Source organism: Pseudonocardia sp. UM4_GMWB1 (genome assembly GCF_017312155.1).
In the GTDB taxonomy this organism is placed as follows: domain Bacteria; phylum Actinomycetota; class Actinomycetes; order Mycobacteriales; family Pseudonocardiaceae; genus Pseudonocardia; species Pseudonocardia alni.
In genome coordinates, this window is the sequence record NZ_QJPN01000001.1 from 2,005,050 (window position 1) to 2,018,923 (window position 13,874).

The 13,874-nt window shown below is 73.8% G+C and carries 13 protein-coding genes; 9 read left to right on the plus strand and 4 right to left on the minus strand.

What is annotated here, in order from left to right; genetic code table 11:
- The first annotated feature begins 18 nt into the window (after window positions 1–18).
- From DMP15_RS09760 to DMP15_RS09780, 5 genes are all read left to right on the plus strand, one after another.
- Window positions 19–1,092 (plus strand): ABC transporter ATP-binding protein, encoded by a 1,074-nt coding sequence (locus tag DMP15_RS09760; RefSeq protein ID WP_337825718.1) that lies wholly within the window; start codon window positions 19–21, stop codon window positions 1,090–1,092.
- 116 nt (window positions 1,093–1,208) lie between these two features.
- Window positions 1,209–2,237 (plus strand): ABC transporter substrate-binding protein, encoded by a 1,029-nt coding sequence (locus tag DMP15_RS09765; RefSeq protein ID WP_337825719.1) that lies wholly within the window; start codon window positions 1,209–1,211, stop codon window positions 2,235–2,237.
- Window positions 2,234–3,250, plus strand: coding sequence for a FecCD family ABC transporter permease (locus DMP15_RS09770; RefSeq protein ID WP_337825720.1), 1,017 nt, complete (start codon window positions 2,234–2,236; stop codon window positions 3,248–3,250). Before DMP15_RS09765 ends, DMP15_RS09770 begins: the two co-directional genes overlap by 4 nt.
- The gene (locus DMP15_RS09775; protein WP_337825721.1) at window positions 3,247–4,284 is read left to right on the plus strand and encodes a FecCD family ABC transporter permease; all 1,038 of its coding nucleotides are present in this window, start codon (window positions 3,247–3,249) and stop codon (window positions 4,282–4,284) included. The genes DMP15_RS09770 and DMP15_RS09775 overlap by 4 nt, the downstream gene beginning before the upstream one ends.
- A complete protein-coding gene (locus tag DMP15_RS09780; protein WP_337825722.1) occupies window positions 4,281–5,072 on the plus strand; it encodes an ABC transporter ATP-binding protein in 792 nt (263 codons plus the stop codon). The genes DMP15_RS09775 and DMP15_RS09780 overlap by 4 nt, the downstream gene beginning before the upstream one ends.
- A gap of 39 nt (window positions 5,073–5,111) precedes the next feature.
- On the opposite strand, the gene DMP15_RS09785 is transcribed toward DMP15_RS09780, so the two are convergent.
- Window positions 5,112–6,218, minus strand: coding sequence for a type I restriction endonuclease (locus DMP15_RS09785; RefSeq protein WP_337825723.1), 1,107 nt, complete (start codon window positions 6,216–6,218; stop codon window positions 5,112–5,114).
- Between the two features lie 312 nt (window positions 6,219–6,530).
- On the opposite strand from DMP15_RS09785, the gene DMP15_RS09790 reads away from it, so the two are divergent.
- The 4 genes from DMP15_RS09790 (at window position 6,531) to DMP15_RS09805 (ending at window position 10,977) form a co-directional block, all read left to right on the plus strand.
- Window positions 6,531–8,042 (plus strand): MmgE/PrpD family protein, encoded by a 1,512-nt coding sequence (locus DMP15_RS09790; protein WP_337825724.1) that lies wholly within the window; start codon window positions 6,531–6,533, stop codon window positions 8,040–8,042.
- Complete coding sequence (gene prpB, locus DMP15_RS09795; protein ID WP_337825725.1) at window positions 8,042–8,947, plus strand: methylisocitrate lyase; 906 nt, start codon at window positions 8,042–8,044, stop codon at window positions 8,945–8,947. The genes DMP15_RS09790 and prpB overlap by 1 nt, the downstream gene beginning before the upstream one ends.
- Entirely contained in the window at window positions 8,944–10,071 is a 1,128-nt protein-coding gene (locus tag DMP15_RS09800) for a bifunctional 2-methylcitrate synthase/citrate synthase (protein ID WP_337825726.1), read from the plus strand. The genes prpB and DMP15_RS09800 overlap by 4 nt, the downstream gene beginning before the upstream one ends.
- Before the next feature lie 99 nt (window positions 10,072–10,170).
- Window positions 10,171–10,977, plus strand: coding sequence for an enoyl-CoA hydratase/isomerase family protein (locus DMP15_RS09805; protein ID WP_337825727.1), 807 nt, complete (start codon window positions 10,171–10,173; stop codon window positions 10,975–10,977).
- Window positions 10,978–10,995: 18 nt separating this feature from the next.
- On the opposite strand, the gene DMP15_RS09810 is transcribed toward DMP15_RS09805, so the two are convergent.
- The 3 genes from DMP15_RS09810 to DMP15_RS09820 are packed head-to-tail and all read right to left on the minus strand — an operon-like array spanning window position 10,996 to window position 13,864.
- A complete protein-coding gene (locus DMP15_RS09810) occupies window positions 10,996–11,760 on the minus strand; it encodes an ABC transporter ATP-binding protein (protein WP_337825728.1) in 765 nt (254 codons plus the stop codon).
- Window positions 11,757–12,887: a FecCD family ABC transporter permease gene (locus DMP15_RS09815; protein WP_337825729.1), complete on the minus strand. Its 1,131-nt coding sequence runs from the start codon at window positions 12,885–12,887 to the stop codon at window positions 11,757–11,759. Before DMP15_RS09815 ends, DMP15_RS09810 begins: the two co-directional genes overlap by 4 nt.
- Window positions 12,884–13,864, minus strand: a complete 981-nt coding sequence (locus DMP15_RS09820) for an ABC transporter substrate-binding protein (protein ID WP_337825730.1) — start codon at window positions 13,862–13,864, stop codon at window positions 12,884–12,886. Before DMP15_RS09820 ends, DMP15_RS09815 begins: the two co-directional genes overlap by 4 nt.
- Window positions 13,865–13,874: the final 10 nt, after the last annotated feature.

The window sequence follows — 13,874 nt, forward strand, 5'->3', positions numbered from 1 at the left end:
AGAAGGAGACGTGACCCCATGACGGGTGTCGAGGTGAAGGTCGAGGGGCTGACGAAGTCCTTCGGTCGGGCCAACATCTGGTCGGACGTGACCCTGACGCTGCCCGCGGGCGAGGTGTCGGTGCTGCTCGGACCGTCGGGTACCGGTAAGTCGGTGTTCCTGAAGTCCCTGATCGGGCTGCTCAAGCCGGAGCGGGGGTCGATCGTGATCGAGGGCGTCGACCTGTGCAAGTGCTCGGAGTCCGAGCTGTACGAGATCCGGAAGCTGTTCGGGGTGTTGTTCCAGGACGGTGCGTTGTTCGGGTCGATGAACCTGTTCGACAACATCGCGTTCCCGTTGCGGGAGCACACGCGTAAGTCGGAGTCGGCGATCCGCGACATCGTCATGGAGAAGATCGACATGGTCGGTCTGGTCGGTGCCGAGGGCAAGCTGCCGGGTGAGATCTCGGGCGGTATGCGTAAGCGGGCGGGGCTGGCGCGGGCGTTGGTGCTGGATCCGAAGATCATTCTGTTCGACGAGCCGGACTCGGGTCTGGACCCGGTGCGTACGGCGTACCTGAACCAGCTGATCATCGATCTGAACGCGATGACGGACTCGACGTTCCTGATCGTCACCCACGACATCAACTCGGCGCAGACGGTCCCGGACAACATCGGGCTGCTGTACCGCAAGCACCTGTCGATGTTCGGTCCGCGGGAGGTGCTGCTGACCTCCGACGAGCCGGTCGTGGCGCAGTTCCTGAACGGGCGTCGCGAGGGGCCGATCGGGATGTCCGAGGAGAAGGACGCCGCCCAGGCCGCCCGGGAGATGGAGGAGGCCGGCGGTGAGCTGGAAGGGCGTCCCGAGATGAAGCCGCAGCTCGTGGCCTCGACCGGGATGCCGGACCGGCAGGCGGTGCACCGCCGCCGTGAGCGGGTCCAGGCGATGCTGCACGAGCTGCCGGAGTCGGCGCAGGAGGCGATCCGGGAGCAGTACGCCGACGCCGACGCCGCGTCCACCGGCCCGGCGCGGGACGGGACGACCCGGCAGGAGGCGCGCGGGGCGTCGGACGACAATTGGCCCACCGACGTCCACCCGCGGGTCAGCGGCTGACCGCAGGCGGACAGGAGTGATGTTCCGGACATCCGGGAACGGTGGCGCCCGCACCACACCGTGACATATGAACAGTTCGTCAACTTTCGGCTGTCGCCGACCGACGAGGAGCTGCGATGTCCGTCCCCCGCCGGGTCCTGCCGGTCGCCGTCCTGTCCGCCGCGGTGCTCGCCCTGTCCGCCTGCGGCGGGCCGCCCGCCCCGGCGGCCGCGCCGGACGCGGCCGGCGCCGTCACCGAGGTCAACTGCGGGATCGAGGTGACGGTCCCGGCGCCGCCCGAGCGCATCTACGCGCTCTACCAGCCCGCGATCGAGACCGTCCACGCCCTGGGACTGGCCGACCGGCTGGTGGGCACCGCGTTCCTCGACGCGCAGGTCGTCGAGCCGTACGCCGCGGCACAGCAGGGAAAGCCCTACACCCAGGGCCTGCCCCAGCGCGAGGCACTGCTCGCGGCGGAGCCGGACTTCGTGCTCGCCGGCTACAACAACGTGTTCGCTACCACCGGGGACGAGTCGATCAGCACCCGGGCCGACCTGGCGGCGCTGGGCGTCCGGACCTGGGTCAACGCACCGCTGTGCCCGTCGGCGGACGGGCTGTCCGACGAGGCCATCGACCCGGGACAGGTGTCGATGGAGACGGTCTACGCCGACCTGCGCTCGCTCGGCCGGGTCCTCGGCGCCGGGGAACGGTCCGAGGAGCTGGTCGGCGAGCTGCAGGCCAAGGTCACCGCGGTGCAGGAGCGGGTGGCGGGGGCGCCGCGGCCCCGCGTCGCGATCCTGCTCGACGACGACGACGGCAGCTACCGGGTCGCCTCGGGCATCGACTTCGGCACCCGGGTCCTCGAGATGGCCGGTGCCGAGAACGCCTTCGGCGACCTCACCGAGCGCCGGCACGTCGCGGTGTCCAAGGAGGAGCTGATCGCCCGGGACCCGGACGTCATCCTGACCTCGACCTGCTGCGACGCCACCACCACCGTCGCCGACGGCGAGGCCGACGTGGCGCAGATCCGGGCCGACCCCGCGCTCGCCGGGAGCACGGCGGTCCGCGAGGGACGCGTGTACCCGTTCCTGTTCGCCGACCGTGCCGCCGGCATCCGGGGGCCCTACGCGGCGGAGCGGGTCGCCGACCTCGTCCATCCGGAGTGAGCCCGGCGTCCGCGGTCCGGGCCCGGTCCGCCGCGCCCTGGGCGCTGCCCGGCGCGGTGGCCGTCGTCCTCGTGGCCACGGTGCTGTCGATGAAGGTCGGGGCCCGGCCACTGACCTGGTCCGAGCTGTCGACCGGCCTGCTGCACTTCACCGGGAGCCGGACCGACTTCGTCGTCCGGCACGTCCGGCTGCCCCGCACCCTGTGCGGTCTGCTCGCGGGAGCCTGCCTCGGGCTCGCCGGCGCGGTGGCCCAGGGCATCACCCGCAACCCGCTCGCCGGCCCGGACACGCTCGGGATCAACGCCGGCGCGGCGGCGGCGATGATCGCGACGATGACCGCCGGGGTCGGGTCGCTCACCGGGTACGTGTGGTTCGGCTTCCTCGGCGGGGCGTGCGCCGCGGTGGCCGTGTACGCGATCGGCGGGTCGGGCCGCGACGGCGTGACACCGGTCAAGCTCGCGCTGGCCGGTGCCGCGGTCTCCGCGCTGCTCACGGCCATCACCTCGGCGTTCGTGCTGCTCGACCGGGACCTGTTCGCCCGCTACCGGTACTGGGTGATCGGGTCGCTGGCCCGGGCGGACCTGCCCACCGTCGGCCAGGCGCTGCCGTTCGCCCTGGTGGGGGTCGTGCTGGCGGTCGCACTGGTCCGGCGCCTCGACGCCGTGGCGCTGGGGGAGGACGCCGCGCGCGGCCTCGGCGCCCGTCCCGGCCCGACGCGGGTGGCCGGTCTCGTCGCCGTCGTCGTCCTGGCGGGGACGGCGACCGCGCTGGCCGGGCCGGTCGTGTTCCTCGGGCTCGTCGCCCCGCACGCGGCGCGGGCGCTGGTCGGCGCCGCCCACCGGTGGGTGCTGCCGCTGTCGGCGCTGCTCGCGGCCGGCGTCGCGCTGCTCGCCGACGTCGTCGGCCGGGTCGTCATCGCCCCCGAGGAGGTCCACCTCGGGGTGACCGCGGCCCTGCTCGGCGGGCCCGCGTTCCTGTACCTGGTCCGGACCCGGAGGGTGGCGGCCCTGTGAGCGCGACCCTGGTCCTGCGCCGCGGGCCGGTGTCGGCCCGGATCGGCGTCCGTGGCCTGGTCCTGGGCCTCGCGACGTGGACGGCGGGGGTGGCCGTCGGGCTGGTCGCGGTCACGGTCGGGGAGTACCCGCTCCCGCTCGGGACCGTGCTCGACACCCTCGCCGGGAACGGCACCCTGATCTCCTACGACCTCGTCGTCACCCACCGGCTCCCGCGGGCGCTGACCGGGGTCCTGGTCGGCGCGGCCTTCGGCGTCGCCGGGGCCGTGCTGCAGCGGCTCGCCCACAACCCGCTGGTCAGCCCGGACGTCATCGGGATCAACGCGGGGGCGTCCGCGGGCGCCGTCGTGATGATCGTCGTGTGGGGGGCCTCGGCGGCGTGGGTGACCGGCGGTGCGCTCACCGGTGCGCTGCTCGCCGCGCTCACCGTGTACGCGGTCGCCTGGCGGGGCGGGTTCTCCGGCTACCGGCTCGTGCTGGTCGGGATCGGCGTCGCGGCGATGCTGGGCTCGGCCGCGACGTTCCTGCTGAGCCGCGCCGACGTCAACGTGGCCTACTCGGCGGCGGTCTGGCTGGTCGGCAGCCTGTCCGGCCGCTCGTGGCCGGACGTGGCGCCGGTCGCCGCGGGGCTGTGCCTGCTGCTGCCCGTCGTGCTCGCCGCGGCCCGCCGGCTCCAGGTCCTGGAGCTGGGGGACGACCTGGCGAGGTCGCTGTCCCCCCGCGCGGGGCGGGCCCGCGCCGTGATGCTGGCCGCGGCGGTGGGGCTGTCCGCGCTGGCGACGGCGTCGGCCGGGCCGGTCGGGTTCGTCGCGCTGGTCGCACCGCAGATCGTGCGCAGGGTGCTCCGGGAGCGCAGCCCCGGCCTGCTCACCTCGGCCGGGACGGGCGCGCTCGTGGTCGTCGTCGCCGATCTCGCGGCCCGGACCGTGTTCGCGCCGCGGGAGCTGCCGGTCGGGGTCGTCACCGCCGTCGTCGGGGCACCCGTACTCATCGCGCTGCTGGTGCGCGCCAACCGGATCGGAGCGAGCGGATGACCCTGTCCGGTGAACGGCTGACCCTCGGCCACCACCCGGGGCAGGTCGTGATCGACGACCAGTCCGTGACCGTCCCGGCGTCGCGGATCACCGTGATCGTCGGGCCCAACGCCTCGGGCAAGTCCACCCTGCTGCGGGGGCTCGCCGGTCTGCTGCGTCCCGCCGCGGGACGTGTCCTGCTCGACGGCGCCGAGATCGCGCGGCTCCCGGCGACCGACCTGGCCCGCCGGCTCGGGGTGCTCCCGCAGCAGCCGACGACCCCGGACGGCATCAGCGTCGCCGACCTCGTCGGACGCGGGCGCCATCCCCACCAGCGCTGGTTCCGGCAGTGGTCGGCCGAGGACGAGGCCGCTGTCTCCGGGGCGCTCGCGGCGACCGGCCTGACCGGGCTGGCCGACCGGCCGGTCGCCGAGCTCTCCGGCGGGCAGCGGCAGCGGGCCTGGATCGCGCTGGTCCTGGCCCAGGGGCCCGGGACGATGCTGCTCGACGAGCCGACCACCTTCCTCGACCTCGCCCACCAGCTCGATGTGCTCGACCTGCTGCGCGCGGTCAACGCCGAGCAGGGCCGCACCGTCGTGATGGTGCTGCACGACCTGGAGCTCGCCGCCCGCTACGCCGACCATCTGATCGCCGTGCGCGACGGGCGGATCGTCGCGGAGGGGGTGCCGTCCGCCGTCGTGACCGAGGAGCTCGTCTCCTCGGTGTTCGGGGTGGACGCGCTGGTGATGCCGGACCCGCTCACCGGGACCCCGCTGGTCCTTCCCCGCCCGGGAGGCCGCCGCTCCTGAGCGGGGTGCGGGAGCCCCGACCGCAGGGCCTGGGCCGCCTCAGCCGACGTAGTTCGCGACGGTCCTCCGCAGGACGTCGGCGTGGCCGTAGATGTCCTGCGGGGACCCGATGGGCAGTCGCGTCTCGTTCTTGTTCTCGTCGAAGACCCCGAGGTACTTCTGGTTGCGGTTGAACCAGAGCCGGGCGATGGGCTTGCGGTTGTTGTCGTCGAGCAGCACGCCGAAGTAGGTCTGGGTGTCGCGGGCGGCGACCCGGTCGGCATCGACGTCGCTGCACACGATCGCCCGCACGATCTGGAAGCCCTCGATCTCGTCGTCGGTCGTGACGACCAGCTTCGTCGACCTCGACTCCTCGACGTCACCGGCGGGCGCGCCGTCGGCGACCGCGACCGCAGTGGTCCGGGCGGGCACGGCGGGCACGCTCGCGGTGTCGTCGCCGAGCGCGGTCTTCAGTCGCGCGTTGACCTGCTCGTTCAGGAACTGCGTGGCGGCCTTCGGCACGAGCGTCTCGAACTGCTCGCGCACCTTCGAGGTCACGTTCTTCTCGTAGACGCGTGAGGCGAAGAACTTGACCCAGTCGGTGCTCGGGTCGCGGAACTCGGCCGCGAGCGCGCGCTTGATCTGGCCGATGTACTTCAGCTCCCCGGCCGCGTTGATGACCGAGTCGAGGTCGAAGGACTCCCGCGTCAGCTTCCCCAGCTCGGGCAGCAGGGTGGCGTCGACGGAAGCGAGATCGAGGACCAGGAACGGCTTCTCGTCCATCTTGTTCGGGGCGTCGAGATCCGTGTAGAACTCGTACACCTCGCCGTTGGTCAGCACGGCGACGCGGGCATTGGTGACCGAGAAGTACCGGAACAACTGGGACGAGTGCTCGAGCCGGAGCGGTGCCCCGACCTTCTTGGCCTCGACCAGGATCTGTACCTGGCCGCCGTGGACCAGGGCGTAGTCGATCTTCTCGCCCTTCTTGACCCCCACGTCGGCGGTGAACTCGGGGATGACCTCCGAGGGGTTGAAGACGTCGTAGCCCAGGACGGCGCCGATGAACGGCATCACGAACGCGTTCTTGGTCGCCTCTTCGGTCTCGATGGCGGCCTTCTGCTGACGGACCTTGTTCGCCAGTTCGTAGACGCGTTCGCTGATGCTCACCGAGTGGCCTCCGCCTCGTCGCGGCTCCCCGGGCGAGAGCCTGTCGCAGAAGGAATCGGTGCCACGTCCCGTGTCCGTTACGTCGCTCTCCGCGCATCATCAGGATTGACGAGCCGGTGCGTCGGCCGTCGCCGTTCGCGTTGTCCCACAGACCATCGCAGCGACGATGTGCGGGCCCCCGACTTCGCACCCTTCGCAGATCGGCCCGGCTACCCGGTTCGGATTCACCACGTACACGTCCTGGCCTCCCACCTCCCCGCTGCGCGAGTGTCGGTCCCACGGCCGACCGGCCGTTCACGAGGAGGAGCCCGCATGACCGTCGACCACAAGGTCCGGGTGCACCGCAGCGAGGAGAACCTCGCCCGCACCGACCAGCTCGCCTGGAAGATCGCGGAGGTGGCCGCCGACCCGGTCGCGCCGCCCGCCGAGGTCGCCGACATGGTCGTGAACCGGCTCGTCGACAACGCCGGTGTGGCGACGGCGTCGCTGGACCGTAGCCCGGTCGTCGCCGCCCGTGCGCAGGCGCTGCGGCACGCGGCGGCCGGTGACCGTGCGGGCTCGGTCGTGTTCGGCACCCGGGAGCGGGTCTCACCGGAGTGGGCGGCGTGGGCGAACGGCGTCGCGGTGCGGGAGCTGGACTTCCACGACACGTTCCTGGCGGCCGACTACTCCCACCCCGGGGACAACATCCCGCCGCTGCTGGCCGTCGCCCAGCACACCGGTGCCGACGGCGCCGCGCTCACCCGGGCGATCGCGGTCGCCTACGAGGTGCAGGTCGCGCTCGTCACCGGGATCTGCCTGCACCAGCACAAGATCGACCACGTCGCCCACCTCGGCCCGTCGGTCGCCGCGGGGATCGGCGCGCTGCTCGACCTGCCGACCGAGGTCACCTACCAGGCCGTGCAGCAGGCCCTGCACACGACGACCGCCACCCGGCAGTCGCGCAAGGGCGAGATCTCGTCGTGGAAGGCGTTCGCCCCCGCCTTCGCGGGCAAGGTCGCCATCGAGGCCGTCGACCGGGCGATGCTCGGGGAGGGCGCGCCGTCGCCGATCTACGAGGGTGAGGACGGCGTGATCGCCTGGCTGCTCGACGGCCCGGACGCCGGCTACACCGTGCCGCTCCCGGCGCCGGGCGAGGCGCCGCAGGCGATCCTGGCGACCTACACCAAGGAGCACTCCGCCGAGTACCAGAGCCAGGCGCTCATCGACCTGGCCCGCCGGCTCGGCCCGCGGCTGCGCGAGGCCGGTGGCCCGGACGCGGTGCGCAGCATCGTCATCCACACCAGCCACCACACCCACTACGTGATCGGCTCCGGCTCCGGGGACCCGCAGAAGTACGACCCGCAGGCGTCCCGGGAGACCCTGGACCACTCGATCCCCTACATCGTCGCGGTCGCCCTGCTCGACGGCGGCTTCCACCACGAGCGCTCCTACCCGCCGCACCGTGCCGCCGACGGCGAGCTGGTCCGCCTGTGGCACGCGATCTCGACCGTCGAGGATCCTGAGTGGACCCGCCGCTACCACTCCCACGACCCCGCGGAGAAGGCGTTCGGCGGCCGGGTGGAGATCACCCTCACCGACGGGTCGACCCTGGTCGACGAGATCGCCGTCGCCGACGCGCACCCGCTCGGCGCCCGCCCGTTCGGCCGCGAGCAGTACGTCGGCAAGTTCCGCGACCTGGCCCGCGACACCGTCGACCGCGTCGAGCAGGACCGTTTCCTCGACCACGCCCTGCGGCTGCCGGAGCTGGACGCGGGCGAGCTGGGGGAGCTGACCGTCGTCCCGGCGTCGCTCGCGGCCGCCCCGGGCCGCGGGGTGTTCTGATGCTCGGCACGACCACCACCGCCCACGGGCGCCGGGTGGCGTTCCGCGAGGCGCTGGCGAGCGGGCGGCTGCTGCAGTTCCCCGGGGCGTTCGATGCGCTGTCGGCGATGCTCGTCGCCGAGCAGGGCTTCGACGGCGTCTACGTCTCCGGTGCGGTGCTGTCGGCGGAGCTGGGGCTGCCCGACGTCGGGCTGACGACGGCCACCGAGGTCGCCGCCCGGGCCGCGACGATCGTCCGGCAGACCGACCTGCCGACCCTCGTCGACGCCGACACCGGCTGGGGCGGCCCGGCGTGCGTCGCGCGCACCGTGCAGTCCTTCGAGGACGCCGGCGTCTCCGGCCTGCACCTGGAGGACCAGGTCGACCCGAAGCGCTGCGGCCACCTCGCGGGCAAGGAGCTCGTGTCCACCGAGGACATGTGCATCCGGATCCGGGCCGCCGTGCGGGGCCGCCGCGACGACGCCCTCGTGCTCTGCGCACGCACCGACGCCCGCGCCGTCGAGGGGCTCGACGCCGCCGTCGCCCGTGCCCGGTCCTACGTGGACGCCGGCGCGGACATGGTGTTCGTCGAGGCGCTGACCTCGGAGGGCGAGTACGCGGCGTTCCGCGACGCGCTCGACGTCCCGCTGCTGGCGAACATGACCGAGTTCGGCAGGAGCCCGCTGCTCACGGCGGACACCCTGGCCCGGCTCGGGATGAACGTCGTCATCTACCCGGTGACCCTGCTGAGGCTGGCCATGGGCGCCGCCGAGGCCGGGCTCGCCGAGATCCGGCGCACCGGCACCCAGTCCGGCGTCGTCGACCGGATGCAGACCCGCGCACGCCTCTACGAGCTGCTCGGCTACGACGAGTACGCGGCCTTCGACGCCCGCCTCGCCGGATACCAGGAGGAGGACCCCGCATGACCGTGATCGACACCCCGCCCGAGGTCCGCAAGGGACTGGCCGGCGTCGTCGCCGACACCACGGCGATCTCGAAGGTCGACGCCGACACGAACTCGCTGCTCTACCGCGGCTACCCGGTGCAGGACCTCTGCGCGCATCGCGGCTTCCTCGACGTCGCCCACCTGCTGTGGCACGGCGAGCTGCCCGACCCGGCGGCGCTGGCCCGGCTGGAGGCGCAGGAGCGGGCACTGCGCCCGATCGACCGCAGCCTGCAGGCACTGCTGCTGTCGACGCCCACCACCTGCCACCCGATGGACACCCTGCGCACCGCGGTGAGCTGGCTCGGCTCGGAGGACACCCAGGAGGACGACCCGACCGCCGACGCGCAGAAGTCGCTGCGGCTGCTGGCCGCGCTGCCGACCGTCGTCGCGCTCGACCAGCGGCGCCGGCGCGGCTTGGACCCGATCGCGCCCGACCCGGACCTGGGCTACGCGGCGAACTTCTTCCGGATGACCTTCGGGGAGGTCCCGGAGCCGGAGGTCGTCCGGGCGTTCGAGGTCTCGATGATCCTCTACGCCGAGCACAGCTTCAACGCCTCCACGTTCACCGCGCGCGTGGTGACCTCGACGCTGTCGGACCTCTACAGCGCCGTCGTCGCCGGGATCGGTGCGCTCAAGGGGCCGTTGCACGGCGGCGCGAACGAGGCCGTGATGCACATGCTCGCCGGGATCGACGGCCCGGACGCCGCGCAGGAGTGGCTGGCCGACGCGCTCGCGCACCAGAAGAAGATCATGGGTTTCGGGCACCGTGTCTACAAGCGCGGCGACTCGCGGGTGCCGACCCTGCAGGCGGCGCTGGAGGAGGTCGTCGAGCTCCGCGGCGCCGGCACGCTGCTGGCCACCCACTCGGCGCTGGCCGCGGCGATGCTGCGGGAGAAGGGCCTGCACCCCAACCTCGACTACCCGGCGGGCCCGCTGTACCACCTGATGGGGTTCGACATCCCGATGTTCACGCCGCTGTTCGTGATGTCGCGGATCACCGGGTGGACCGCCCACATCTCCGAGCAGCTGGCCGCGAACTCGCTGATCCGCCCGCTCGCGGCGTACGAGGGCGCCGCCCGCCGCGAGGTGCCCGGCCCGGCCTGACCCGGAGCCGTCAAGCCACCGGCCGACCGCCGGTTCCCCTCACCCCGGCCCGCCCGTCGATCACGGGCGGGCCGGGGTGCCGTCGCCCGGAAGGTGCCCATGAGCCTCCACCCGACCGCCCCGACCGAGTACCCGGTGGACCCACCGGGGGTACGACTGACCCGTGACGGCCCGCACGTCGCCGTCCTCACCCTGGACCATCCGCCCGCCAACGCGCTCTCCGCCCCGGTACGGGCGGCGGTCGGGCGCGCGCTCGACGCGGTGGAGGCCGACACCGCGGTCCGGGCGCTCGTTCTCACCGGTGTCGGCCACTTCAGCGCGGGCGGGCACCTCGGCGAGGAACGACGGGCCCGCGACGACGGCACCTCCGCGGACTTCCTGGACGGGGTCCTGCGGCTCACCGACCGGATCGAGGACCTGCGGGTCCCGGTGGTCGCCGCCGTCACCGGGGGAGCGGTCGGCGGTGGGCTCGAGCTCGCGCTGGCCTGCGACATCCGCGTCGCGGCCGACGACGCGTTCTTCGTCGCGGCGGGCGTGAACGTCGGGCTGATCATGAGCGTCTGGCGGCTGCCGCGGCTCATCGGTCTCGGACCGGCCCGGGAGATGCTGCTGACCGGGGAGCGCTGCGACGCGGCGACCGCGCTGCGGACCGGGCTGGTCGGCACGGTCGTCCCGGCGCGCGACCTGCTGCGGACCGCGTGCGGGCGCGCGCACCGGATCGCCACCCGGGCACCGCTGGCGGTCGAGGCGACCAAGGCCGCGGTCGGCCGTGCGCCCGACCTCGACGCCGATGGCGCCCGCGCGCTGCAGGCCTCGCACTTCACCCGGCTGGCCGGGACCCGCGACCACCGCGACGCGGTGCGTGGTGTGCTGGACCGCAGGCCCGCGGTGTTCACCCGGCGCTGACCGGCCGGCCGGGCGCGCTCAGGGGGAGAGCACGACCAGCGGGCAGTCCGCCGACGGATGGTCCAGCACCGTCGCGGTGACGCCGTACACCGCGGAGATCCGCTCGGGTGTCAGCACCTGGGCGGGGGACCCCGTCGCCACGGCCCGGCCGGCGTCGAGCAGGCACAGCCGGTCGCAGTAGCGCGCGGCCAGGTTCAGGTCGTGCAGCGCCACCAGGGTGGGCAGGCCCAGCTCGCGGACGAGCTCCAGCAGCGCCAGCTGGTGGCGGACGTCGAGGTGGTTGGTCGGCTCGTCCATGACCAGCAACGCGGGCCGTCCGACCAGCGCCCGCGCGACCAGGGTGCGTTGCCGCTCGCCGCCGGACAGGGTGGCGAACCGGCGCCCGGCCAGGGTGGTGAGGTCGAGCAGCTCCAGGGCGGAGCCGACCAGGGCGTGGTCGACGGGGTCGTCGGCGGCCAACGGCCGCTTGTGCGGCGAGCGCCCCATCGCGACGACCTCGCGCACGGTGAGCGGGAAGTCCGACGGCATGTCCTGCAGGACCACCCCGACCCGCTGCGCCACCCACCGGGCCGGGCGGCTCCGGACGTCGGAGCCGTCGACCAGCACCGAGCCGGACGCCGGGACCCCGACCCGGTAGACGGTGCGCAGCAGCGAGGACTTGCCGCTGCCGTTCGGGCCGAGCAACCCGACGACCTCGCCGGCCCCGACCGACAGCGAGACCCCGTCGACGAGGGTCGCCTGCCCGGCGACGACGTGCACGTCGCGGATCTCCAGCGGGGTCACCGGGCGTCCTGCCTGCGGCCGTCGCGGCGCAGCAGCCACACGAAGAACGGTCCGCCGACCAGCGCGGTCACGATGCCGACCGGCAGCTCCTCGGGGATGACGACGGTCCGGGCGACGAGGTCGGCGAGCACGGTGAACAGCGCGCCGACCAGCACCGCGACCGGCAGGCCCCGCCGGTGCCCGGAACCGACCAGGAACCGCACGACGTGCGGCAGCATGAGGCCGACGAACCCGATCACCCCGCTGACCGCGACGGTCACCCCCACCAGGACCGCGACGACGACGAACATCGCCTGCCGGAACCGGTGCACGTCGAGCCCCAGCGCACCGGCGCTCTCGTCGCCGGCCAGCAGCAGGTCCAGGTCGCGGGAGCGGGAGACCAGCACCGTCACCCCGGCTGCGAGCACGACGGCCGGGACGACCAGCACCTCCCAGCGGGCGGCGCCGAACCCGCCGAGGGTCCAGAACAGGACCTGGGAGGCCAGCGTCGGGCTCGGCGCGGTGAGCACCAGCAGGCTGGTCAGTGCGGACAGCACCGACCCGACCGCGACCCCGCCGAGGATCAGCCGCAGCACGGTGATCCGCCCGGCCGAGCGGGCGACCGCCAGCACGACGGCGAGCGTGAGCAGCGCCCCGGCGAAGGCGGCCACGTTGAGGGTGAGCGCCCCCGCACCGAGCAGCCCGAACCGCATGACGACGACGGCGCCGGTCGCCGCGCCCGACGACACCCCGATCACGCCCGGGCCGGCCAGCGGGTTGCGGACCACGGCCTGCAGCACCATCCCGGCCACGGTCAGCGCCGCGCCGACCAGCCCGGCGAGCAGCACCCGGGGCAGCCGGGTGTCGGCGATGATCAGGTCCTCGGCCCGGGACCAGTCCGGGTCGGGCACCAGGGCGGTGCCACCGAGCCGATGGGCCAGGATCCGCCAGGTCTGCGACCACGGCACCGACACCGATCCCGTCGTCAGGGCCAGGCCTGCGGCGAGGACCAGCAGCACTCCGAGGACGGCCACCGCCGCCGTCGTCGACACACGGCCGTGCCCGGCGGTGCCGCGTGCTGCGGGCCCGGCCGCGGGGAGTGGACCGTCCGGGCGCAGCGCCGCGACCAGCTGCTCCCGCCGGGTCACCGGAACCGGTCGGGGTGCAGCTCGCGGGCCAGCCGCTCGACGGCGTCGACCGACCGCGGGCCGGGCTGGGCCTCCGACAGCGGGACGGTGGGGAAGGGGCGCGTCAGCGCGGGCAGTCCGGCGACCGCGGGGGTCGCCCGCAGCGTGGCGATCTTCGACTCGACGCTCGGGTCCAGGTAGTCGTAGATCAGGACGACGTCGGGGGCGCGCCGCGCGACCTGCTCCCACGACACCTCGCCCCAGCGCTGGTCGAGGTCGGCGAACACGTTGCGGCCGCCGGCGCGCTCGATCATGTCGGTGAGCAGGGCCCGCCCGCCCGCGGTGCGCGGGGCGTCGGTGCCGCTGTTGTAGACGAACACGTCGACCGGCTCGACCGTCCCCAGCCGCTCGGCGACGGCGTCGAGCCGCGTGCGCAGGGCGTCGACGCTGCGTCCGGCCCGCTCCGGCACCCCGAAGATCGCCCCGATGCGGGTCATCTCCCCGAACAGGTCCTCGAACCCGGAGCGTCCCTCGCGGCAGGACTCGGGGTTGAGGTGGGTGTCGATCCCCAGCTCCGCGAGCCGGGCGCGGGTGTGTCCGTTCGACTCGGAGAAGCCGTCCGGGTAGCCGGAGTAGACGAAGTCGGGCTCGGCCGCGAGCAGCTGCTCCAGCGACGGTTGACCCGGCGCGAGCACCGGGACGGTGGCGTACGCCTGCGCGTAGCGCTCGCCGATCGGCCGGTTCTTCAGGTACGCGGTGCCGACCATCGACCGCTCCACGCCCAGCTCGAGCAGCAGCTCGGTGGCGTTCGAGGTCAGGGTGACCGCGCGGGTGGGCGGCGCCTGGTAGGTCGTGGTAACGCCGCAGTTGTCGTCGACGACGGGGAACCCGGCGGCCGGGGCGCCCGCGGTGGGGACATCGGTGACCGCGGCGCCGCAGCCGGTCAGCAGGAGGGCGGTGAGCGCGGCGGTCGCGGCGCGGAGTCGGGGGCGGGACACTGGTCCAATG